Source organism: Vibrio sp. BS-M-Sm-2, from assembly GCF_041504345.1.
Taxonomy (GTDB): Bacteria; Pseudomonadota; Gammaproteobacteria; order Enterobacterales; family Vibrionaceae; genus Vibrio; species Vibrio satsumensis.
This window is the reverse complement of the sequence record NZ_CP167895.1, coordinates 30005-53279: the sequence shown is the minus strand read 5'-3', so window position 1 is coordinate 53279 and position 23275 is coordinate 30005. Positions and strand designations below refer to the sequence as shown.

At 42.6% G+C, this 23275-nt stretch carries 20 protein-coding genes and 1 pseudogene; 13 read left to right on the top strand and 8 right to left on the bottom strand.

Features of this window, described 5'->3' with window-relative positions; all coding sequences use genetic code 11:
• Positions 1–87: 87 nt before the first annotated feature.
• Both AB8613_RS16350 and AB8613_RS16345 read right to left on the bottom strand, forming a co-directional pair.
• Positions 88–1251 carry a carboxylesterase gene (locus AB8613_RS16350; RefSeq protein ID WP_146490042.1) on the bottom strand — a complete coding sequence of 388 codons (1164 nt, stop codon included), beginning with the start codon at positions 1249–1251 and terminating at the stop codon, positions 88–90.
• A gap of 53 nt (positions 1252–1304) precedes the next feature.
• Positions 1305–1535 (bottom strand): hypothetical protein, encoded by a 231-nt coding sequence (locus AB8613_RS16345; RefSeq protein ID WP_009845683.1) that lies wholly within the window; start codon positions 1533–1535, stop codon positions 1305–1307.
• 273 nt (positions 1536–1808) lie between these two features.
• On the opposite strand from AB8613_RS16345, the gene hcp reads away from it, so the two are divergent.
• Both hcp and AB8613_RS16335 read left to right on the top strand, forming a co-directional pair.
• Entirely contained in the window at positions 1809–3470 is a 1662-nt protein-coding gene (gene hcp / locus AB8613_RS16340; RefSeq protein WP_372385250.1) for a hydroxylamine reductase, read from the top strand.
• Positions 3471–3574: 104 nt separating this feature from the next.
• Positions 3575–4654: a 2Fe-2S iron-sulfur cluster-binding protein gene (locus AB8613_RS16335; protein ID WP_371713566.1), complete on the top strand. Its 1080-nt coding sequence runs from the start codon at positions 3575–3577 to the stop codon at positions 4652–4654.
• 239 nt (positions 4655–4893) lie between these two features.
• On the opposite strand, the gene AB8613_RS16330 is transcribed toward AB8613_RS16335, so the two are convergent.
• Positions 4894–6330 (bottom strand): glyceraldehyde-3-phosphate dehydrogenase, encoded by a 1437-nt coding sequence (locus AB8613_RS16330; protein WP_050621730.1) that lies wholly within the window; start codon positions 6328–6330, stop codon positions 4894–4896.
• 881 nt (positions 6331–7211) lie between these two features.
• Here AB8613_RS16330 and AB8613_RS16325 point away from each other — a divergent pair.
• A complete protein-coding gene (locus AB8613_RS16325; RefSeq protein ID WP_372385830.1) occupies positions 7212–9803 on the top strand; it encodes an ATP-binding protein in 2592 nt (863 codons plus the stop codon).
• 31 nt (positions 9804–9834) lie between these two features.
• Here AB8613_RS16325 and AB8613_RS16320 read toward each other — a convergent pair whose 3' ends face one another.
• The 3 genes from AB8613_RS16320 to AB8613_RS16310 form a co-directional block, all read right to left on the bottom strand.
• Complete coding sequence (locus AB8613_RS16320) at positions 9835–10071, bottom strand: hypothetical protein (RefSeq protein WP_372385249.1); 237 nt, start codon at positions 10069–10071, stop codon at positions 9835–9837.
• A 164-nt stretch (positions 10072–10235) separates the two neighbouring features.
• Positions 10236–10862, bottom strand: a complete 627-nt coding sequence (locus AB8613_RS16315) for a D-Ala-D-Ala carboxypeptidase family metallohydrolase (protein WP_372385248.1) — start codon at positions 10860–10862, stop codon at positions 10236–10238.
• A 169-nt stretch (positions 10863–11031) separates the two neighbouring features.
• Positions 11032–11346 (bottom strand): DUF496 family protein, encoded by a 315-nt coding sequence (locus AB8613_RS16310; RefSeq protein WP_060981617.1) that lies wholly within the window; start codon positions 11344–11346, stop codon positions 11032–11034.
• A gap of 195 nt (positions 11347–11541) precedes the next feature.
• On the opposite strand from AB8613_RS16310, the gene AB8613_RS16305 reads away from it, so the two are divergent.
• The 5 genes and pseudogenes from AB8613_RS16305 (at position 11542) to luxQ (ending at position 16749) form a co-directional block, all read left to right on the top strand.
• Positions 11542–11742 (top strand): hypothetical protein, encoded by a 201-nt coding sequence (locus AB8613_RS16305; RefSeq protein WP_017630496.1) that lies wholly within the window; start codon positions 11542–11544, stop codon positions 11740–11742.
• A 63-nt stretch (positions 11743–11805) separates the two neighbouring features.
• Positions 11806–12462 carry a YceH family protein gene (locus AB8613_RS16300; RefSeq protein WP_285953498.1) on the top strand — a complete coding sequence of 219 codons (657 nt, stop codon included), beginning with the start codon at positions 11806–11808 and terminating at the stop codon, positions 12460–12462.
• Positions 12463–12777 carry a GIY-YIG nuclease family protein gene (locus tag AB8613_RS16295; protein ID WP_372385247.1) on the top strand — a complete coding sequence of 105 codons (315 nt, stop codon included), beginning with the start codon at positions 12463–12465 and terminating at the stop codon, positions 12775–12777.
• Positions 12778–13085: 308 nt separating this feature from the next.
• The gene (locus AB8613_RS16290) at positions 13086–14180 is read left to right on the top strand and encodes an autoinducer 2-binding periplasmic protein LuxP (protein WP_372385246.1); all 1095 of its coding nucleotides are present in this window, start codon (positions 13086–13088) and stop codon (positions 14178–14180) included.
• A pseudogene (gene luxQ / locus AB8613_RS16285) lies at positions 14180–16749 on the top strand (quorum-sensing autoinducer 2 sensor kinase/phosphatase LuxQ). The gene AB8613_RS16290 and the pseudogene luxQ overlap by 1 nt, the downstream one beginning before the upstream one ends.
• 48 nt (positions 16750–16797) lie before the next feature.
• Here luxQ and AB8613_RS16280 read toward each other — a convergent pair.
• Positions 16798–17457: a PilZ domain-containing protein gene (locus AB8613_RS16280; RefSeq protein WP_060981612.1), complete on the bottom strand. Its 660-nt coding sequence runs from the start codon at positions 17455–17457 to the stop codon at positions 16798–16800.
• A gap of 193 nt (positions 17458–17650) precedes the next feature.
• On the opposite strand from AB8613_RS16280, the gene AB8613_RS16275 reads away from it, so the two are divergent.
• Positions 17651–18001 carry a HopJ type III effector protein gene (locus AB8613_RS16275; RefSeq protein WP_372385245.1) on the top strand — a complete coding sequence of 117 codons (351 nt, stop codon included), beginning with the start codon at positions 17651–17653 and terminating at the stop codon, positions 17999–18001.
• Between the two features lie 116 nt (positions 18002–18117).
• Here the strand turns inward: AB8613_RS16275 and AB8613_RS16270 are convergent, their stop codons facing one another.
• Positions 18118–18426, bottom strand: coding sequence for a DUF1289 domain-containing protein (locus AB8613_RS16270; RefSeq protein WP_372385244.1), 309 nt, complete (start codon positions 18424–18426; stop codon positions 18118–18120).
• A 158-nt stretch (positions 18427–18584) separates the two neighbouring features.
• Here AB8613_RS16270 and yegD point away from each other — a divergent pair, with 158 nt between their 5' ends.
• The 4 genes from yegD to AB8613_RS16250 all read left to right on the top strand — a co-directional run bounded on the left by yegD (position 18585) and on the right by AB8613_RS16250 (position 23188).
• Entirely contained in the window at positions 18585–19937 is a 1353-nt protein-coding gene (gene yegD, locus AB8613_RS16265; RefSeq protein WP_372385243.1) for a molecular chaperone, read from the top strand.
• 489 nt (positions 19938–20426) lie between these two features.
• Entirely contained in the window at positions 20427–21485 is a 1059-nt protein-coding gene (locus AB8613_RS16260; RefSeq protein ID WP_372385242.1) for a porin, read from the top strand.
• 287 nt (positions 21486–21772) lie between these two features.
• Positions 21773–22405, top strand: coding sequence for a fumarylacetoacetate hydrolase family protein (locus AB8613_RS16255; RefSeq protein ID WP_146490054.1), 633 nt, complete (start codon positions 21773–21775; stop codon positions 22403–22405).
• 150 nt (positions 22406–22555) lie between these two features.
• On the top strand, positions 22556–23188 hold the full coding sequence (locus tag AB8613_RS16250; RefSeq protein WP_146490055.1) for a LysE family translocator: 633 nt from the start codon (positions 22556–22558) through the stop codon (positions 23186–23188).
• The last annotated feature ends 87 nt before the right edge of the window (positions 23189–23275 follow it).

Genomic DNA, 23275 nt, shown 5'->3' with positions numbered 1-23275 from the left:
CAACGACACGGATCTAAACTATATCCATAAAAAAGGCTCACTAGACATTATCTAGTGAGCCTTTTTAGGTTTTTATCGAGTGAGTCTTTAGCCTTCTGAGTTCAGAACTTCGTCTAGCTTTTTCATCGAATCGGAAAAGTAAGGGTTGTAGGTTAAACGCGCATGGTTTTTACCTTCTTCGCGATATCCCCACGCTGAGTACCATACTTCACTCGTCGCATTGCACTGTTCTTCAAAACCTTGAGCCTGACCATTCGAGCAGATCTTCTCGCTGCCATTGATGCCGTAGTACGGATTGTTTGGCGAGAATAACAAGCCCATGTGCGAACCGTTAGAGATACGTTGTTCAGGGATCTTCATACTGTATTGAACCGCGCGAGGATCGTCGAGTGTGGTTTCCCCTTGCCAAATCAATACGTTGTTTGGGTTTGGCATAGACTCAGTAAACGCCTGCTGAACATAGCTAGTATCAATCACACTGTCGCCTTCACTCATCATAATGAACACTGGCTTATCGAAGTGTTTATCTTGTAAGTCTTCGCGAACCACTTCTGAAGTTTCGTAATAAACCGAAGCACCATTCATTGGCAGTGAGTTATAACGCAGTACATTGTCTTCAGGATCTTGATCGGCCCAAGTGACAAAATAGCTCGCTAGCCCAGCATATTGAACCGCAGATGAGCTCGGTTGAAACGCTGGAGAGAACAGCAGTAGCCCAGAGATCTTTGGATCATGTATCGCTTGTGAAGTCACGAGATTCGCGCCAGTGGAATAGCCGCCTAGCCAAACAGAATTGTACTTTTGCTCAAGTAATTTTGTATGATGAGCTACCACACCTTGCCAATCCTCTAGGCTTGGCTGCATTAAGTCACCCACGCGACTACCGTGACCCGGAAGCAATACGGTTCTCACTAAGTAACCTTGCTCAGCTAAATGGGTTGCAATATCTTTAAACGAATAGGGTGAGTCGCCTAATCCATGAACCAGTAACACCGCCTTGCCATTTGGTGAGGTTGGTTGATACTCGGTTGGTGAATTAAGTTGGATCTCTAGTTGCTTGTCTTCCGTCATGAACACACGGTTTTTCAATAACCAATCTTGGGTGTCATTGACGTAGGCATCAAAGCTGTCTTGCCTATAGCTAGGCAACCCTGGAGAAGTTTCGTAAGCGGGTATAGATGTCTCGTTGGAACAACCAACGAGACTTAAAGTTGTTAAGGCCAGCAGTGCTAGGAGGGGCTTTCTTTGCATTATGTAATCTTGTCTCTGTTGTGCTTTCACTATGCTTGAAACTAAAGTTTAGGTTACTTTCTGCTTGAAAGATCTTCGTATTCACCTTCAATAACACCGGCATCACTGGTTGATGATTGACGTGTGTTCATGTGGGCTGCGAATCCCTGTTTCTTCATTTGATTCTGAATGCGCTTGCCAGTGATTAAAGCTGCAATAGCTAAAGGAATAGCAAGGATCAAGCTAGTGAATAACGCCAAAAGGCCAGTAAACAACGCAACAATCGTAACTAATATATTTTTCATGTTCATTCCTCTTTTTCTATGTTGTTACTTTATCGCTTCTATTCTGAACGAAACATGAACGTCGTTAATTAATCTTTGAGAGTCACTATGACACGCATGTGTGCTCTTAAGGAGTTTATATGTAGTCATAATCACGCACTAAAATAAGGGAATAAAACTAAGTTCAATAAAATCAATGAGTTAAAAGTTGGCACGGTTGATGCTTTATAGGGTTTGGAATAAGTCACTGTAAGCAAAGCACTTATAGTTAACAAAAATATTACTGGAGCCCTTATGTTCTGTATTCAATGTGAACAAACAATTCAAACCCCAACCGTAAAAGGCTGTTCTTTCGCACAAGGTATGTGCGGAAAAACGTCGGAAGTATCCGACCTTCAAGACGTGTTGGTGCATTCTCTGCAAGGTGTCTCTTTTTGGGCAAGCTTAGGTCGCGCTTGCGATGTTATTGATACAGAAGTTGATGAGTGGGCACCAAAAGCATTCTTCGCAACACTGACTAACGTTAACTTTGACCCTGCTCGTATTATCGAATTCGCACAACAGTCTCATGAATTCAAGCAGCGTTTAGAGCAAAAAGTTCGCGCAGCAGCAACATTGATTGGTTTTGAAATTCCAGCACTTTCGGCTGCTGCGCAATTCGATCTTCCAACAGATTCTTCAGAGCTATTGGCACTTGCGCCTCAAGCTGCGGTAAACCGTGGTCACGACTCTCAACACGAAGACGTGATTGGTCTTCGCCTTCTTTGCCTATACGGCTTAAAAGGTGCGGCAGCCTACATGGAGCATGCTCGTGTTCTTGGTCAAACTGACAATGCTATTTTCGCTGAATACCATGAAATCATGGCATTCCTAGGTACAGATCCAACCGACCTAAAACAGTTACTTGATACATCAATGCAGATTGGCTTGATGAACTACAAAGTAATGGAAATGCTAGACAAGGGCGAGACAGATACATTTGGTCACCCACAACCTACAACGGTGAATGTGAAGACTAAGAAGGGTCACTGCATCCTTGTTTCTGGTCACGACTTACATGATCTAGAAAAGATCCTTCAACAAACTGAAGGCAAGGGCATCAACGTTTACACTAACGGTGAGATGCTACCTGCACACGGTTACCCTGAGTTGAACAAGTACCCACACCTTGCGGGTAACTACGGCAGCGCTTGGCAGAACCAGCAAAAAGAATTCGCTAACTTCCCTGGTGCCATCGTAATGACATCTAACTGTCTGCTTAACCCTGATGTAGGTTCATACGCAGACCGTCTATTTACACGTAGCATTGTAGGCTGGCCGGGTGTTGATCACCTTGAAGGCGACGATTTCAGCGCAGTAATCGACTGTGCTCTTGCGCAAGACGGTTTCAAACACGACGAGATTGAGCAGATGATCACTGTCGGTTTTGGTCGTAACGCACTGATGGAAGCGGCACCTGCGGTTATTGAGCAAGTGAAAGAAGGCAACATCAAGCACTTCTTCCTAGTGGGTGGTTGTGACGGTGACAAGTCTGAGCGTAGTTACTACACAGACTTCACAGCTCAAGCGCCAGAAGATTCAGTAATCCTGACATTGGCATGTGGTAAATTCCGTTTCAACAAGAACCAATTCGGCGACATCAACGGTATCCCACGTCTGTTAGATGTTGGCCAATGTAACGATGCTTACTCCGCGATTCAGCTTGCTATCGCATTGTCTCAAGAGTTTGATTGTGGCATTAACGAACTACCACTAACGCTAGTTCTATCTTGGTTCGAGCAAAAAGCAATTGTTATCCTGCTTACTTTGTTCGCTCTGGGTGTGAAAGGCATTTACACTGGTCCAACTGCACCTGCATTCCTAACAGAAAACTTACTAAAGATTATTCAAGATGAGTTCGATATGCGTTCTATCACAACGCCAGATCAAGATCTTAAAACAATCTTAGCAGCTTAATTTAAGCCAACCTGAAGCCTCGTTGTTGTGACGTTTTTAATAAAACAGTCAACGGCGGGGCTTTTTAGATTTAAATCTTTAGTCATCAGCAAGGTGCGTGAACTATGTATGCATGGTCGGATAGCGATTCAATCAATTTAGTGTGTTTAAAGAAATGGCACGAGACGCCAGATACGGTCAGCTTTGAGCTTGGTAGTATTCCACAAGACTTACATTTTAATTTTAAGCCAGGGCAATTTATTACTCTGGGTTTGGATATGCCGACGAAAACGGATTACCGTGCCTATTCTGTGGCCTCTTGCCCGGAAGATAACCGCCTGAAGTTGACGGTAAAGCGTGTGGAAGGTGGTTTGGTTTCGAACTTTATTGTTGATGAACTTGACGAAGGTGATGAGGTTTCAGTATTGAAACCTGCAGGTGTGTTTAACTGTATTGATTGCATGCCAACGGCGACGAAAAAAGTAACGCTAGTGAGTGCGGGCTGCGGCATCACACCTGTGATGGCGATGGCAAAATACTGGCTCGCTCAAGGTAGTGACATCGAGATAGATTTCGTTCACATGGCACGTAACAAGCTTGAGACTATCTATTTTGAAGAGCTTCATAAAATGGATGAAGCGCACGCGAACTTCAATTTAAGATTACTTCTGAAAGACAGTGAGGGAACAACAGCTCCTCAAGGTCGTTTAGATAAGAACTGGTTGGTAAAACTGAGCCCAGATATCTTAGACAGAACTGTTTACTTGTGTGGGCCTGTCGGTTTTATGCAAGACATAGAAAGTTACCTGAAAGAACTAGAGTTCAACATGGAAAACTTCTATCAGGAAAGTTTTACACCAGCAACTCAAAGCAATAATTCACTAGCTAATAGCAATACTGCCTCAGCAGAATCACAAGCAGAAGGGTCTGCGGATTCGAATGGGACTGTTAAGGTATTTGTACCTGCGTTTGGCGCAGAAGTTGAAGCGGAAGCGGGCACACCATTGGCGGATTCATTAGAAAAAGCAGGCGTTCCAATTATTATCGCTTGTCGTAGTGGGATCTGTGGTTCTTGCAAATGCAAAGTGACCAAAGGGTCTGTGGAATCAAGCAGTCAAGAAACATTGACGCCAGAACAGATTGAACAGGGGTACGTGCTTGCATGTTCAAGCTCGATTCAGTCAGATGTTGAGGTTGAGTTATAACAGAAGTGAAGCTGTGCAAGAGTGATGAAGACAAGGTCTTGCAATAGCGATAAAAGTTAGGGCGCTAGATGTAAAAAGGCCACCTAGATCCGTTAGAGAGAGCAGATCTAAGTGGCAACCCTCTTGTTTATACGGGGGAGTAAAACAAAAGAGGTTGCGAAGCCCATACAGACTTCGCAGATATAGTTATTATGTTGTGGAGCTTTTTGCGATGGACGTATCTACAAGAGCGAAGTTGATTAAACTTCAGGGTATGTCTTGTAGCGTACACCCATCATCTGTTCCATACAGTGAACAACCTGACAGCTGTAGCCAAACTCGTTGTCGTACCAAATGTACAGCACGGCACGGTTGTCTTGTGCGATAGTCGCCACACCGTCAACCACACCTGGGTGACGAGAGCCAACCAAGTCCGTAGATACAATCTCAGTCGAGTCTGTGTAATCGATTTGTGCAGACAAAGCAGAAGACAGCGCCATTTCACGTAGGTACTCGTTCAACTCTTCTTTGTTTGTGCCTTTCTCAAGGTTTAGGTTAGCTACAGCCATTGAAACGTTTGGCGTAGGTACGCGAATCGCATTACCTGTTAGCTTACCTTCCATTTCTGGCATTGCTTTTGATACCGCTTTAGCTGCGCCAGTCGATGTCAGAACCATGTTTAATGAAGCAGCACGACCACGACGATCACCTGAGTGGAAGTTGTCGATTAGGTTTTGATCATTGGTAAATGAGTGAACCGTTTCGATGTGACCAGACAGTACGCCAAACTTGTCGTGAACCGCTTTCAATACAGGTGTAATAGCGTTGGTTGTACAGCTTGCTGCAGAGATGATAGTGTCTTCTGGCTGAATAACATTTTCATTCACACCAAATACCACGTTCTTGATGTCGCCTTTGCCTGGCGCAGTCAGTAGAACTTTCTTCGCACCGTTACACGCAACGTGTTGGCTCAGGCCTTCCGCGTCACGCCATACGCCTGTGTTATCAACCACAAGTGCGTTTTCAATACCGTAAGTCGTGTAATCCACTTCTTCTGGTTTGTTTGCGTAGATAACTTGGATGAAGTTACCGTTAACGATGATCGCTTTGCGTTCTTGGTCTACCACGATGCTGCCGTTGAATTGGCCGTGTACAGAGTCACGACGAAGCAGGCTTGCTCGTTTTTCTAGGTCGCCATCTTTGCCGCCACGTACAACGATGGCACGCAAACGCAGTGGGTAACCCGGACCACTTTTCTCGATCAACAGGCGAGTTAGCAGTCGGCCAATACGACCAAAACCGTACAATACAACGTCACGAGGTTCTGTCATCGCATCGCCTTCAAGCGATTCAATGAGTGCAGTTTGTAGGAAATCATCCAACCCGTGTGTGTCTTCGCGATCTTGCCAGAATGAATGCGCAAGGCGACCAACATCAATACGGCATGGAGACAAGTCCATAGAGAGAAGGTGTTGAATGATGGGTTGAGTCTGTTCTGCTGTAAGAGGAGAACCAGTGTAACGTTTTGCGATGCGGTGAGCTTTGATGATGTCGATAGTTGTCGCGTTAACCAGGGTCTTACCGAAGAGGATAACTTCTACGCCTTTTTGACGGTATAACTGACCTAAAGTTGGAGCGATGGATTCAGCAATAGTTTGACTAGTTTGCCAGTCTAGGAGGTGCTTTTCGGGACTCATCTTTACTCGGGACCTTTCACGTTAAGTTTCTGCATTCATGGCGGTTGTAGGGAAGCCAATCAGCATAGGGGATTTGAGGCATCAGGCTGTGGTCTTTATTGCCACTTAAATGTGCTTGATATGCCTTGTGTGCAACTTGTAATTTTTATGTGGCAGGATTGTAAGGTACGACGGGTTATTCTGCTAGGAAAAATAAATGCAGACAGATTATCTGTAAGTTGGCTTTATATTAGCCATAAATCAAGTTTTTAGTGTCGATAAAGACTATTGACTTTAACAATCTGTAGTACTTATTTTTCGCCAAAAAATACTCAAATCAAAATATTATATGTAATAAAAGTCATAGTGATCATTAAGGGTGTGATCGTTAGCTCAAGTTACACGTAAACAGTAAACGACAAATAAGGGAATCAACCAGTATTGTTGTTCGACCTTTGAATAAGCCTAGCTTGAGCGTGAAAAGTGCATCACGCAAACGTTTGGATGTCACAATTTTACCCTAACTATCCGCTTTGTTAGCGCGCAGAGTCATTATTTACAGTCTAGTTGAGCCTCTAAATGTGGCCGTTCACTTGTTATGTGGGTGATAATAACTTGAGAAAACGTCTTTTGTTTACATTTTGCTCACTGAAACCTCGCTTTTCTAAACTTCACTTAGCAAAAGCACGCCTCTCCGCTTTAAAGCTCTGTTCTTCGAATTTTTCGTTCTGGGTTCAGAGTATCGTTTGTTCATATCCAATTTGATCAATAACCCTCTGTTAATGTCCTATTCTTAACTTGGGCTAGGTAAAATTACTTTCGGGAAGGGAGTTGTTATAAAAATGATAAATATGTCAATTGGATGGCGTCTTATATTTCTTTCCACGGTTTCTGTATTCATCATGTTTGGTTTTACAGTAAATGAAGTGCTTAAGAACGATAAGAAGATGAACCACCTCGAAACAACACGCATTAAAGTTGAAGCGCTTCAATCTTTTAATACGGTTTCAAGTGATGCTTATCGATGGTTAGTTTTGTCTAATGACTCCCTTGAGAAAGGTCAGCTGCTTTTAAACCTGCATACGGAATTGGATAGACTCACTCAGTATGAGGCACAACTGCAACAGCTAGACAGTAATTGGAGTGTTGAATCACAATTGGTTGAGCTTAAGGAGGTTTTAGCAAACTTAGCTAGTGCGACCTCGAATATTAATAACAACGCATCATTGATTACTGACAACAACACACATCTAACAGAGCAGGCCTTTGACTTATTGAAAGATGTGTTAATGGAGCTATCTGAATATCGTCTTAACATAGTGGATGAAAAGATCGCTCAAGCTGATGCGATGTTTGTCAATCTTACGCACTATGTGTTCTGGACTCAGCGAGAAGCGTGGTTGAGCTACCGCTTGTATCGTGCTCCAGAGTTGATAGAGCAATATTTATTGAGTTATGTTGGTGCTTTAGAAAGGCAGCAGCAGTTATTAGATACGTTTTTCCGATCAGGAAGCCGCTCGCCTGAAATTAGAAAGTTATTAAGTACGTTTTCTAAAGATGAATTTCAAAACCGTTTTACAGCTCGAATCCTTAAAGGAGATTTCTCGTCACCTGAAATATATGACTATGTGCAAGGTCTAGAACGAAAGAAACTGGCGATTTCAAATGCGGTTGGTGCTTATACCAAGCAATTACAGTTTGACCTGACGAGAAACATTGCGCTGCAAAAAAGACAAACCTTGATCATGACAGTTCTGATTCTTGCTGTATCTGGTGTTTTATTATGGCTAGGTGTTGCGACGTCTCTTCGCCTAAATAGAAACCTATCGATTATCTTGAAAGGAGTCTCTGAATGCGCAGATAGCTACGGCAAGCCAAAGGTCATTCATATTCAAGGGAATGATGAACTTGCCCAGTTCACTGAAACTCTAAATCGAGTGATGGAGCGCAACTATCAACATAACAAAGAGCTAGTACAAGCAAAAGAAGATGCGATCTCGGCTAACAAGGCCAAGAGCGCATTTTTAGCCAACATGTCCCATGAGATACGTACGCCACTCAACGGGATTATTGGGATGGCTGAGATCTTATCTCAAAGCCAACTGAGCGTGAATCAACAAGAAGTGTTAGGAGATATCGAATCGTCTTCTCACTCATTGCTGGTTCTGCTGAATGACATCCTTGATCTGTCCAAAATCGAGTCGGGTAACTTAATGCTATCGCCACACAATGCTGATCTGAGAGAGGCGGTATACGACTCAGTAAGTGTGATTTTATCCAAAGCGATAAGTAAGGATATCGAGCTCGACATCAATATTGATTCTCAAACGCCGCCACAATTGTTTTTCGATGAGTACCGCGTGAGGCAGGTACTGACTAATCTGTTATCTAATGCCATCAAGTTTACGTCCAAGGGTACAATTACAACAGACATTGCTTATACACCCATGTCTATGGGGAGAGGCAAGCTGGAATGCAGTGTGTCTGATACCGGTATTGGAATTGAGCCAGAGAAGTTAGAGTCTATTTTTGAACCTTTCACTCAAGAAGATGGCAGTATTACTCGCCAATTCGGTGGAACAGGACTAGGGCTTGCGATTTGTCGACAGCTTGTTGATTTGATGGGCGGTTATATTACCGCGCGCTCAGTGAAAGGGAAGGGATCTACATTCACATTTTGTCTGTATGTAGACACTATCGAAGTTCACGTTCAAACCTTCAACAACCTAAGCCGTGCGACGATTATTTCGAATTCTTTCAATTACCTCGATCAACTGGTCAAAGAATGCGAACGCTTAAACGTTCGACCTAATGTCGTGTCATCCATTTCGGATCTTGATGAGAGCCTGAAAGAAAGCGACTTCATACTTTATTGTCATACGCTGCATCACTCCATGGAGAAAGATCTTGCTACGTTGAAGGAAGCATACCCTTTGACTCGAGTCATCGTGTGTCAGCATCATCTATTTAAAACCAATCTAATCACAGAAACGGTTCACTCAACTCATACATTGCCATTCTTGGGTCGACGATTCTTAAACAGCTTACAATCGCTTGATGTTGGTGAAGAACAAGCGCCGACGGTGGAAGCAAAAGATGAAGAGGTTCGTTCTCTGAACCGACGTATTCTGATTGTTGAAGACAACCTAATGAATCAGAAGATAGCGAGCTTCTTCCTTGAGCAAGCGGGCTATGAATATTTGATTGCCAGTAATGGCCAAGAAGCGGTGGATGTCATCACTCAAGGCGCTCAGTTTGATGCCATCTTAATGGACTGCATGATGCCTGTTATGGATGGAATAACGGCGACCCGTGCGATTCGACAGTGGGAGAGTGACCAACAAGCCGCACCATTACCCATCATTGCTTTAACCGCTAGTGTGCTGGAAGAAGACATCAAAGATTGCTTTGAAGCGGGCATGAATGCCTATTTACCAAAACCTTATAAGTCTCACCAACTGTATGATCTTTTCAGTAGCCTTGATATTGTCTAACTTCTTCATTATCAGGCTAGCGATGTGCAAACTAACGAACTTCCAATCCAAGATTGTATTGTGCAAGGCAACGACCTACATAACTAATCTTTAGTAATGCAGCCACCAAGATAGTGCTGATGTGTGCCATGATTTGAATTGGCAGTGAGAAGTGATCGGCCATAGGATAAGCAACAATAATACTGAGTAGCATAAGCAAGGCGGTGGTTGCTAGACTGAAGTTTGAAACAGAAAGTAGCGTTTGAAAGCGTTGAGTCATCGTCTTCATATTGAATTCCTAATTGCTATTAATAATTATGATACTCGTTATCAATAGCAATTAGCGTTCCAGTTTTATTTTAATCATTAAATCAATTATTTAAAGTGTCATGATAATTATTTGAGTCATAATGACTTTAATGGTTACCATGTCCTTATGACTCCATAGAGTAATTACCACTGTCTGAATCCGCAAGTATCGATGTGGAATCGAACACCAGAATACAAACCCAGCCCGACGTTATTTTTTTGCCCAAATTCAGCATGAATCTTTTTAAGTTTCACGTGTAGATCTTCGCGAGTAATATCATTCGCAGGTACTAAGTCTAAGGCGCAGAATTCCAAGTGTTTACTTCGCAGTGCGCCGCCAGCTTGTTGATTGTAAATATTGGTTCGCTCTCCGGACACAGGGATAACAACGCCAATTTCAGGCTCAATATATTGTTGTATGTACTTAAGGGTATTGATCATGTTTGGCACATGTTTCTTATTGGGAAGGGTAAACAGGGTCGTATTACTCATTGCCCAATCCGTGCCTTGCAACAAGACTAAATGCAGAGGCATGCTCTGAGTGATGCCGTTGTCTTTGAGTTGTTGACCGATCGCTTTGACTTGATCTTGGGCGTGGTTAAGGAGCATCCAACCTCGAAATGCTGAGCGGGTTGGAACCTTATAGCCATGAACATCGACCACGAGATCGTCATAAGTGATTTCTGTCTCTTCGGTATAAAGCTTCTCAAACTCTTCAGGGTAGGGTTGTGCAGTTGATAGCGCTAAGGTTATCAGAATACTTGCGTACATAAGGTCTCTCCATAGCTGATGTTCACTCGTTATTTTGTTTCATACTGCTGTTGAGTTTTATATCGTTACTTACGTACGCTTAAGTATAGACACTAGAATTTAGGCACAAAAAAACCCACTACAAAGAATGGGTTATTAACATTATTACAAGTTAATCAACGAGGTTAGATTACTTCTTACCCTGGATTTGCTTGTCTTCTTCTGTTAGTTCACGAATGCGGCGGCTGATGTCGCGACGAGCTTTAGAGATCTCTGCACTCTTGATGATGTGATCGTCAACACGGTCTTCGTAGTCAGCCTTCATGTTTTTGATAATGCCTAGGATCTCGTCGTGAGTCATCTCTGGCTTGATGTAATCAAGTAGGTTATCCAGAAGGTCGACACGCTTACGGTTGTCACGAACTTTCTTTTCGTTGTCTAAAAGTTCACGCTTAAGTTTGTTCTTACGTCGTGCTTGGCTAACAATTTCAAATACGCTGCTCATAGATTCCTTTTCCTAATCTTCAAATACATTGTCTGGATCTGATTAAAGCACATCAATTGATGATGTAACAGTCTTTAGATCAAAGCAAAAGTAAGGTTGTTTAATTATTCGTCACTCTCGCTGATGTGTGATTGTTTTTATCTCACCGATCAAGTTAGTATCCCATGTAGATACTGCATTGATACGAAATGTGAAATGAATCAACAACAATTAGAAACCGAAGAATTGGACGATAACGTCACTGAATCTTCAGCAGAACAAAACAAGCTTCGTGATGCGTATGTACAAGAGCGTACTTATTTGGAAGTCGTGGAAATAGAGCTAAACCGTTCTAAGATCATAATGATTGATGAGCAAGGCAGAAAGAAACGAGTACCGATTTTGTCTGAGCACTAGTCTTCATTGACTGCATTGTTAGGTGTTGAGATGGAATTGTCAAAATAATAAAAAGGAAAAACGATGAACACAGTACTTTCCCCAATTGAAGCGAGAATTATCGGTTGCTTGATCGAGAAAGAAGTCACTACTCCCGATCACTACCCATTGACACTGAATAGCTTAACAACGGCTTGTAATCAAAAGAGTAACCGTGAGCCAGTTCTCTCTCTTTCTGAGTCAGACGTTTTAGATGCGGTTGATGGTTTGATCGGACGTCGCATGGTGAGCGATGAAAGCAGCTTCAACAGCCGTGTTAATAAGTATCAGCATCGTTTCTGCAACACGGAATTTGGTGATCTGCAATTTACTGAGCAAGAACGCGCAATCATCTGTTGTATGTTGCTGCGTGGCGCGCAAACTCCAGGTGAACTCCGCACTCGAACTGGCCGCCTAGCGAACTTCAGCGATGTAAAAGAGGTGGAAGCGACACTTGAGAAGCTAGCTGCAAGAGAAGCGGGCGCGCTAGTGGTCAAGCTACCACGCGAAGCGGGCAAGCGTGAATCACGTTATCAACATCTGTTGAGCGGTGAAGTGGATGTTGAAGCGTTTGCGACGGCATCGGTAAGCGCGGCAGCACCTTCTGCATCGAATGAAAAGTTTGAAGAATTAGAGTCAGAAGTCGCAAGCCTGCGAGCAGAAGTGGCAGAGCTTAAGGCTCTGGTTGAATCGCTGCTTTAAATGTCAGACGTTGATAAAAATGCGGATTGGGTCGTGTACTTGATCCGCAACCGTCACAATGCCCTTTATTGTGGCGTGACGAATAATTTGGAACGTCGGTTTGAACAACACCAAACGGGCAAAGGTGCAAAAGCACTAAAAGGAAAAGGACCGCTGACGTTGGTTTGGAGTTTTGGGGTTGGGTCAAAAAGTGAGGCGTTGAAAACCGAATACGCCATAAAACAATTACCAAAATCTCGCAAAGAAAAACTGGCATCACGCAAACTAATTATTGAGTGGCAAAAAGACAAAATTCAATATATCGAAGTCTCATAATTCATAGCAAAAATGTTTGTTATTGATTAAATCTTAATAATGTAAGGGTCTATAATAAATCAAGCTAAGTATATGAATTTAAATGGTAATTACTCTTACTGTTAATAGGCTGAAATCATGATTGAACTAGTTGTTCTTAATCTCCATTCCAAATTAATATGTTACTCATTTAGAATGTCGTTCTAATTATTGTTAGACGCTATCATTTCTCATCGTTGTCCTACATAATATCTTTCAGCCATACAAAGAGATGGTGTCATGCTAGGTTAAAAAATGAGCCAAAGTAGCTCATATAAAACGAGAAAAATATGAAACGTTTACTGATGTTGTTTGGACTTGCTGTATTTTCTGCGTCCGCTCTATCCCATGGTACTCATGTCCTCAATGGGTACTGGGAATACCAAGATTATCTTTCCACTTTTCCAGAGCAAAAAGCATTGACCGATAAAATGGTCGAGGCTGTACAAAATCACCCTGTGCCATTGAGAAGAATCCAAGACGAGCCAATTACGATTTCCGTGGTGTATCCGGGTCAACAAATCTCGGATTACTGGGTTCGTAATATTCAAGCTTTTGAGAAGCGTCTCGATAGGCTGAAGATCCGCTACCAAATAAATCAAGTATTTACCCGTATTAATGCTGATCTCGCGCAGCAGAGCATTTCATTGCAAGAAGCGATTGAAAACAAGACGGATTATTTGATTTTCACGCTAGATACCACGCGCCACCGCAAGTTTATTGAGCACGTGTTGACCTCTACAGATACTAAGTTGATTCTTCAAAACATCACAACGCCAGTGCGAGCTTGGGCAGATAGACAGCCATTTATGTATGTGGGTTTTGATCATGCGACAGGCAGTTTAAAACTGGCGGACTATTTTAAACAAGTAAGCCAACCAAACAGTCAGTATTCTGTTTTGTATTACTCACAAGGCTATATCAGTGATGCGCGTGGAGATACTTTTATCCATGAAGTGAATACTGATACGAACTTTACCCTTAAGTCTTCGTTTTACACCAAATCAAACAAAGACAGTGGCTACCAAGCGGCGAAAATCAGCATAGAGAACGATAAGGATCTAGACTTTATCTATGCATGCTCAACGGATGTCGCTCTTGGTGCAGCGGAAGCCATCCGCGAATCGGGTCAAGACATCTTAGTGAATGGTTGGGGAGGCGGCTCTGCTGAACTTGAAGCCATTGCAAGGGGTGACCTAGATGTTACTGTCATGCGTATGAACGACGACACGGGCATTGCGATGGCAGAGGCGATCAAGTGGGATCTAGCCGGTTTGGAAGTACCTACCGTTTACTCTGGTGAATTTGAAATTGTGACCAAGGAAGATTCCCCAGAACGTATTTCAGAACTTAAACAGCGAGCATTTAGGTACTCAGGTCAATAATGAAGAAAAGCTATGCCAGTACACCAAGGAACACCTTAGCAAAACTCATTACACGTATCATTATTTTAGTGATAGGCGTGATGGCACTTGGCGTGCTTATTCATAATTATGAAACCAGTAGTAGCATCGTCAAACAAGAGACTAATCGAACGGTTCAGCAAACCTCTAGCCTGATCCAGAATATGTTTGATTATCGTTTGTCGGTGTTGCAAATCCACCAAGATAGTAGTTCACACAGTGAGACGCTACGGGAGTATTTTGATACCAACGATGCAGATGCTCTGAGCTACTTTTTCTTTGGTGTTGACCAACGTGAGCCTGATCATGCTCCAGATTTACGCTTTGTCTCTACCCACGATGGTTTGGCTTGGGAAGATGGCAACAGTCAGTTTTATGGTTTGGATGAGTCCAGCTTAAAGCATATTTCTGATGAGGTTTCGTTCAGCAGTAATTGGCATTTTATTAAACTGAGGACCAATATAGGTAAGCGTCACTTGTTGGCTCGCCGTACCCCTATTGTTGATAACGCTACTGGGGAAGTTCTTGGTCAGCTCTACATCGCTATTGTGCTTGATAACAACTTCTCGTTGGCTGAGTCAATCCAACAGGGCAGTAACTGCGAAAATATCGTTATTGAGGCGCATGGTACACCGGTTACATCGACATTCAGTGGTGATGAAAGCTATACCATTACAGACATCCTCAATTATCAAATGTACGAGCAGTTGCCTCGTCATTTTGTCACTATCGCAACCATTAAGATCAATGCTGTTGAAACTCCTTTAATCATTCGAGCTATTCAAAAAAACAACAATTTCATTGCGTTAGAAGAGAATTATCAGCGCGCAATCATCGTGGTGATTGTGGTGATCATATTGATGTCTTTTTTGCGCGAACTTGGATTCAAAGAAGGGTCGCTGCTGAACTAGATAAGCTGATGGATTTCACTCGCTCAGCAAGTGATGGCGAAGAGTACAGCAAGTTCGATGGCTCTAACATTTTCGAATTTCATCATATTGGTTGTACCCTTGAAGACACCTTTGAGCGTTTATCGGAACAGAATCAAAAGTTCCAAGATCTCTTTAACTTTGCCCACTCACCGATCCTGGTTTGGTCTGAGAAAGGCGACTTAATCCAGATGAACCCCGCGGCTCGAATGGCGTTATTTGATGCCGATGACAATTACGGATCGGTGGCTCAAGAGTTTGAAACCCGAATGCTGCCGAATATTCAGATGGTCGTTCAAGGCTCGAAACTAACGGGTATCAATGTGCCGATTGGCAAGAAGGTATTTCGCTGGAACATGTCTGCAATAAGCGTTGAACACGGTATCACTGGTGTGGTAGTGCAAGGACAAGATATTACCAAGCTTATTGAAGCTGAGAGGCAAGCAGATCGAGCAAGAGAAGAAGCAGAACACCTTGCGAATGTGCGTGCAGACTTCTTAGCTAAGATGAGTCATGAGATTCGTACTCCACTAAACGGTATTCTCGGTGTTTCTCAGTTACTGAAGCGCTCTATACACAGTGAAGATAACCGAGAACAGGTGGATGTACTTTGTAATAGTGCGGAGCATCTACTTGCGGTACTTAACGATATTTTGGATTTCTCAAAGATAGAGCAGGGGCAGTTCAATATTCAAAAGAAAAACTTCCGTTTGGGGGAGTTGGTCAATACTTTGGACAGCATTTATCGTCCGCTTTGTGAAGATAAATCATTAGCGTTTACGATTGTGAATCACATAGTTGATGACATCGAAATAAATACCGACCAAGTGCGTCTTAACCAGATCATGTTTAACCTGCTGAGTAACGCCCTTAAGTTCACTCACCAAGGTGGTATTTCCGTGAGCTTTGAACTCGAGAGTATCTTTAATTCAGACCATGCTAGTTTGGTCGTTCGAGTGAAAGATACAGGTATTGGTATCGATGAAAGTAAAATTGATGCTGTGTTCGAACCTTTTGTTCAAGCTGAAGAGACTACTACTCGTGAGTATGGTGGAACAGGGTTGGGCTTAACGATTGTAAAAAACCTTGTCGATATGCTGGAGGGGGACATCCAAGTCCGAAGCGTTATAGAACAAGGTTCGGAGTTCATTATAGAAATACCTGTGGAAGTGCGCTCTAAGTCGCTCTTGAGCATTAAGCAACAAGTGAATATCGAGCCAGAGGCGTTGTTTAGCCGGTCTTTGAAGGTGCTGCTGGTGGAAGATAATCACACTAACGCCTTTATTGCTCAAGCTTTCTGCAAAAAATATGGAATGGTAGTTACTTGGGCAAAAGACGGTTTAGAAGCGATAGAAATGGCTAAGGCGACAGCCTATGACCTTATCTTGATGGATAACCAACTTCCCAATCTAGGTGGTGTTGAAACTACACAGCAATTAAGAGGCGAAATTGGTGTCACAGCTCCAATTTATGCGTGTACCGCTGATGCTCAAGATTCAACCAGAGACAACTTTATGGCTGCAGGAGCGAATTACGTGATTGTAAAGCCTATTAAAGAAGAGTCGTTACACCAAGCATTTGTTCATTTTAAAAACTTACACTGGGATGTAACGAAATACTAATTTGACTCTTTGAAAGCGCTATAGCTCAAGTATTGTGAATAAAATCATTTATACAAAGCCGGCAACAAAGGCCTGCTCTAACAGCAGCGTTTTTAACTCGTCACTCATATCTAGGTGTTCAGGGAACTGAATGCCTAACAGCCAGCCTTGGCCTTGTCGTTTCTTGCTCACCACTTTGTAGACCAGTTCACTATCTAAGTATTCACTTAAGACAGAGTTTACTTGTATCTTCCAACCTACATCGATATCTGATTGTTGCGTGATATAAATGCCGCAACCTGAAACTGAAAAATCGACCAAAGTGGCATCCAATGACAAAGTATCAAAGGTGACTTCACAGCTAAGGCGTACCTTGTATCTTTCGTGTTCTCGGATAGGCTTGCTTGCAAAGCTCGAAGGAGGACGCAGGAAAATAAGGTGCGCGGGCGAGGTGATATGAGCCAGTACATTGGTTTTAAAGGCGACAATATGCCCCAGTTCAGTATCGGTGATAGCACGAACAATAATATCTACATTGATGAGTTTTCTGAGCGTCAGAGCTTCTGTCGCTTTTTGTGAAAGCTCTAGGATAAGGTACTGATCTTCTTTGTATCCGATATAAAGTGTACTGATCTGGATGGAGTCGTCTGGGCCAAATTCTAATACAGCTGCTGTTTTTGTACCTGGTTTAAGGTATCTAAACAGTTCTAAGTTCTTATCTTTATGCATATTCGTTACTGAACAATGTTAACCGCTTGATAAAATAATATAACGCCCTGACAAAACTATGTCATTAGTTTCATTGAGGTAATTAGCATTGTAAGCCAAAAAGTGAATCGCTGTCCAAAGTAAACAACGGCTTACTCTTACCGAAAAACAAGATACACTGCTGTCAGTTATATACTTGATGGAGAAATAGTAAATGGAACTGGAAACCTTATTAAATACTCTGGCTGAAACCCCAGAAAGCGTGCAATTTGAAGAAACAATGCAGGTGATTGAAGTTCACTATGATTTTACGGAGAGTGAATTTCGTAATGGTGAGGTGGTGAATGCAGCTGGGCAAAATAATGGTTCGTGTAAGATTTTTGCTTTTGGTTTAGCGCAAGGTCTATCAGTAGAGCAAACACTTGCTTGTTTTGGTCAATTTTATCGTAACGACGTGCTAGCTTTTCCTGAGAACACCGATCATCAAAATATTCGTAACTTCATGGTTCATGGCTGGAACGGAATACAGTTTTCTCAGCCTGCGCTGGTTGCAAAAGCTAAGTAATAAGTAATAAGTAAATTGCTTTAAAGATGAAGTAAATACTTACTAAACAATAAGTGTTTTGAAGCGAGATTTGATTTTCTCGCTTTTTCTTTTTGAGTGGCTTTTATCTTGGTAGGCTACTGAATCGGCAACTCAGACAAGCACTTACGACACATGCATACCCCAGTTTTGGGTAAGGAGTTAGTGTCTCTCTTCTCTAGTTCAAAACACCAACACGTTTCTTTACCTGCACTAATATCGCACTGAGCCGGTTCATTGCATTGTGGACACTGGTGAGTGGAACTTACACCGCTAAGGTTATTCATGACTGACAGTCTTTCGTCTTCAGATAAGCTTTTCCAGCCTATAATCTCATCCATAGTTCGAAAGCAGCCACTGCACATTCCACCGTTATTTTTACAAGCCGCTCGGCAAGGTGTTTTCATTTATCTAACCTGTGATTCATTTGCGCTGAAATGTAGCATACTTGTTTCGCTATTAAGAGTCAGAAAAATAAAAATGACCAAGCGAAAAAAGCAAATGACCTCGTAATTTCAAGGCTTTTCAGGTAGCATCTTGCCCCTTTTGTTGAGTGGGGGATATTATGTTTATTGGATTTGATTATGGAACAGCGAACTGTTCTGTCGCGGCGATGGTCAATGGAGAGCCAAGCCTATTACCGTTAGAAGGTAACAACCACTATATTCCCTCAACCGTGTTTGCGCCTACCCGTGAAAGCGTTTCGGAACATCTATTCCGCCACTTGAATATCAAGCCGAGTGATGCGATCGGTGAGCAAGTACTCCGACGTGCTATTGCTCTGAACAGAGAAGAGAGTATCGATCTAGTGCCAGAAGACATGGCATTTGGTCAGGCTGCGTTGGATCTCTATTTAGAAGACCCTCGCGACGTTTATTATGTTAAGTCCCCTAAGTCTTTCCTTGGTGCGAGTGGACTGCACGATGTTCAGGTCAGCTTTTTCGAAGATTTGGTGTGTGCCATGATGGCCAATATTAAGCACCAAGCCGAGCGCACGACTCAAGAACAGATCAAACAAGCGGTTATCGGCCGACCAATTAACTTTCATGGTCGAGGTGGTGAAGAGGCAAACAGGCAAGCTGAAGATATATTGTCTCGCGCAGCTAAGCGTGCCGGTTTCTTTGATATCGCTTTTCAATTTGAGCCAGTAGCTGCAGGTCTTGATTACGAAAGTACACTAACTGAAAACCAAACGGTATTGGTTGTGGATATTGGCGGTGGTACCACCGATTGTTCATTGTTAGAAATGGGACCAATTTGGTCTGGTAAAGCGGATCGTACCCAGAGTTTGCTCGCACACAGTGGACAAAGGGTAGGGGGCAATGACCTAGATATCTATCTTGCTTTCAAACAACTGATGTCACCTTTTGGTATGGGCAGCAAAGGCATTTCGGGTATCGATATGCCACTGACTCAATTCTGGAATCCAATTGCGATTAATAATGTTGAAGCTCAAAAGAATTTCTATTCAAGAGAAAACCTAGCAGCATTGAAATTACTTCGTAAAGAAGCGTCAGAGCCTCAAAAGCTAGAACGTTTGATGAAGGTTTATCATGATACTTTAGGTTACGGCATTGTGCGCAGAGCGGAAGAAGCTAAGATCGCGCTGGCAGAATCCTCTCAATATCGTGCTGCAATTAATGTTGCCTCTGAATTGGTCGAGGTGGACATCTCAATCGAACAGATGGTTGAAGCGATTGAAACACCAAAGTCTAAGATGATTGAGTTGGTTAAAGAAGCGATTCAACAAGGCCAGAAAAAGCCAGACGTAATCTACATGACGGGTGGTTCAGCTCGTTCACCGATACTTCGTGAAGCTGTACAACAAGCTGTGCCTAACGTACCTATTGTGAGTGGCAACTATTTCGGTTCGGTAACTGCAGGTTTAGCTCGCTGGGCTGAAGTTTGCTTCAAATAAGAGTTTAATGATGTGTTATTAAGGGCAACCGGTCGCTGATTGGTTGCCCTTTTTTTGTATTTTTTCTAGTGAACTTTCAATTGAGTGATTTTTCCTAGCTCAAATTGGGAATTGTTTCACAAAGCAAAATATTTCAGCTGAGTTCTGTATGTTACAAAATGTTTCAAAGCTAAAGATGTGTCACTCAATGGTCTAATGAGTAATATGTTGCTTTGAATTTTAATGCTACTTTCACGATTGAAAAATCAAAATCTGGCAAGGTGTCGGTCTCAAAATATAAAAAGGTTACGGCGGGTTTGTGTTCTATCCTTTTGTTTAATATTGATTTTTTGTTTTTTATAGTGTGATTTTTTTATTTTATATATTTTAATGCAACTTTTTTGTCATTCGTATATTAGTGTTTTCCTACTTGTTAAATGCAGGTAACAACTTCTCCGTAAGCACGAGGTTGTTAGTGAATAACTCACCCAGTTACAAATGGATATGACAATGAATAAGAAACTTTTAGCGCTAGCAATTTCTGGTGCAGTATTTGGTACACAGGCAGTTGCAGTAGAACTTTACAACGAAGACGGCACAACATTCTCAGTTGGCGGCCACGTTTCAGTTGCTGTTGGTGACGTAAATAGTGGTGACCGTATCAACGAAGATGATATCGGTGTAGAGTCTGTTTCTCCACGTATTAACTTCAACGCTACTCATGAACTAGGCAACGGCTTTACTGCTGATGCTAAAGGTGAATGGGCGCTAAACATGCTTGACGGCGGTGATGAAGCATTCACAACTCGTCTAGGCTACGTTGGTCTAACTCATGATGACCTAGGTCGTGCAGCAGTAGGTACTCAATGGGCACCTTACTACAACGTTGCTGGCGTTGCTGATATGCCAATCGCTTTCGCAAACGACTTTATTTACGATGATCACGGTAACCTAGGTACTGGTCGTGGTGAAGAGATGGTGAGCTACGCTAATGCACTAGACTTCGGAAACGCAGGCTCTCTAAGTGCAGCTGTTGCATGGCAAGGCCGTAAGGCAGATAAAGACAATGGCAACGATTACGGAAACCGTGGTCAGATCGCTTTGAACTACGCTATTGCTGACTTCACTGCAAACTACGCTTACAACACAGGTGACGTTGATTACGCAGGTTTTGTTGGCTCAAAAACTGCTGATTCTCACGTATTAAGTGCAACTTACGGTTCATACGGCGCGGAAGGTCTATACCTTGCTGGTGTTTACGCAATGAACAACTACATGAACTCTGCGAAAGTAGGTTCTGCTAGCATCGTACTAGAAGAGACAGTAGCAATTGAACTACTAGCTTCTTACGCTCTATCTAACAGCCTTAACCTAAGCGTTAACTACGAAGCGGTAGAAGACGACAAGAACAGCGAAACTGTATACAGCACGACTGCTCTACAAGCTGAATACAACTTCACATCTCAGTTCGTAGGTTTTGCAGGTTACCAGTTTGATCTTCAAGGTTCAGGCCTTTACAAGAAAGATGCTGACGACCAGTGGCTACTTGGTGCTCGTTACTACCTATAAGTCGCAGACTTATTTAGCATAGTGTTTACTCCTTAAGTTTACCTTTTAGGATACTGTCCTAGACACCATGCTAAGCCCTCTCAAACCTTTTGGTTGGAGAGGGCTTTTTTCGTTTAGAACTTTTATCTGGATTGTTATTTCGTACTGCTGCGATCTTCGGATAAAGTATTTAAATCATTTAATTGAGTTAAAGATCAGAATTTAGATATTGGTAACCATCTTGTCGAAGACTCTCATTTTATGATGCGTTAAACTTCTCACTCCAAAAAATAGTTCAGGGACAAACTATGAGCAGCGTTGTAGAGCAGGAACAATTAATGAATTCGAAGCGAACCGCAACCCCAACTAAGGTGCTGTGTGTTGGGCGTAACTATGTCGATCACATCGAAGAACTTAATAATGCAATCCCAGACTCTATGGTGGTTTTCAATAAGCCGAGCACCAGTGTTACGTCCTCTCTCTCTTCTTTTCATCAAGAAGCCCTGCACTACGAAGCAGAAATCTGCTTCATCGTTAAAAATGGTCAATACTCCGCTGTGGGTTTAGGGTTAGATCTTACCAAACGTGAATTACAAAGTAGCTTAAAAGCGAAAGGCTTACCTTGGGAGCGGGCCAAAGCGTTTGATGGTTCAGCCGTATTTAGTCGCTTTGTTCCAACAGATAACCTAGATATCACAGACTTAAATCTGGAGCTGTTTATTAATTGTGTTCGCGTTCAAAAAGGGCACGTAGAGCAGATGCTTTATTCTCCACAAACTATCCTCGAAGAGTTAACCTCTTACACGACTTTGCTTGATGGCGATGTTGTAATGACAGGAACCCCCAAAGGCGTTGGTGAGGTGCATCGAGGTGATATATTCCTTGGTCGTCTAAAGTGTGGTGAAACGACACTGATTGAGATTGAGTGGGTAGCGAGTTAATTAATACTCTATGTTTAGTTAATAAGTTGGTACAAGTGATTAAAGTTGGTTTTTAATTCGAATATACTCCCGCATTACCACTAATTGCATCTGGAAGGGTGTTGGTAATTGATATAAAATTCGCCTCCGTTTTTATCAATGCTGAAACCCATGATCGACTTAACCATTTTACCTGTCTACCTGACTGCCGTTGTTGCACTTCTCCTTTTACCTGGCCCTGATATGTTACTCATCGCGAGCTCAAGTATGAGCTATGGCCGCAAGGTTGGTGTGTTCGCAAGTTTAGGTAACGCGACTTCCGGAATCATCCTGACAGTATTGGCTGCAATGGGTGTTTCAGCATTGATTGCGATGAGCCCAATAGCTTTAAAAGCCCTTCATCTTTTAGGCGGAACCTACTTATTGAAAATGGGGTGGGATTGCCTTCGGACAGAGCAGGGGAGCGCGCCTGAGCTAAGCGATAACTTTGCAGCAAAAGCCTACTACCAAAGAGCGCTAATCAGTAACCTGCTTAACCCTAAAGCGTTGGTGTTCTTTGTGATGTTTTTGCCTCAGTTCGTGTCGACGAATATTGAAGCGACTTCCGGTGAGCAGATGCTTGTTCTGGGTTTATTATTGAATGTTCTTGGCCTAACGTTCAACTTTTTGCTGGTGGCTTTAGTGGGTACGATTGGTAAGTCTCTGGTGGAAAATGCTAAGTTTCGCACCTATCAACAAAAAGTGATGGGCGGGGTCTTCATCGTATTGGCGATCTGGATGCTGTCTTCTTTCTTTACGTCGTAAGCTCACAACCAAAACATACTTCCGGGGTTAGTCGCCGAAAAAAATGGACGCTCTAAGCGTCCATTTTTGTTCTTAACTGTTATACGT